Source organism: Saccharothrix sp. ST-888 (assembly GCF_000955975.1).
Taxonomy (GTDB): Bacteria; Actinomycetota; Actinomycetes; order Streptomycetales; family Streptomycetaceae; genus Kitasatospora.
Map to the genome: position 1 here is coordinate 1 of NZ_JYJF01000620.1, position 348 is coordinate 348.

The following is a 348-nucleotide window of genomic DNA, read 5'->3' on the forward strand; positions in this document are numbered from 1 at the left end:
CGGCCCGCACTCCGCGTGCCTCGGCGGCGTCGCGCAGCTGCTCGGAGACCCCGGCGGGGATCGCGACGATCAGGCCGCCGGGGCGCAGCACCTGCAGTGCGCGGGTGCTGGTGGTCTCGTGATGGTCGCCGACCAGGTCGCTGACCACGTACACGGCGTAGGCGCCTGCCGCGCGGGGGAACCAGGGCAGCCCGTAGACCTCGTCACCCGCCTTGAGGGTGGTCACGCCGAAGCCGGTGTCCTCCACCACCCCGGACACGTCCCACCCCAGGATGCAGGGCGGCCCGCCCAGTACCCTCGCCCTGCGTGCGCCGCCCGGGGTCTTTCAGTCCAGCGGGTTCATCCCGG

1 pseudogene is annotated in these 348 nt (G+C 74.1%); it reads right to left on the bottom strand.

The annotated features are described in order from the left end of the window. Positions 1 to 259: pseudogene (locus tag UK12_RS40575) on the bottom strand (hypothetical protein); the annotation flags it as partial. Positions 260 to 348: the final 89 nt, after the last annotated feature.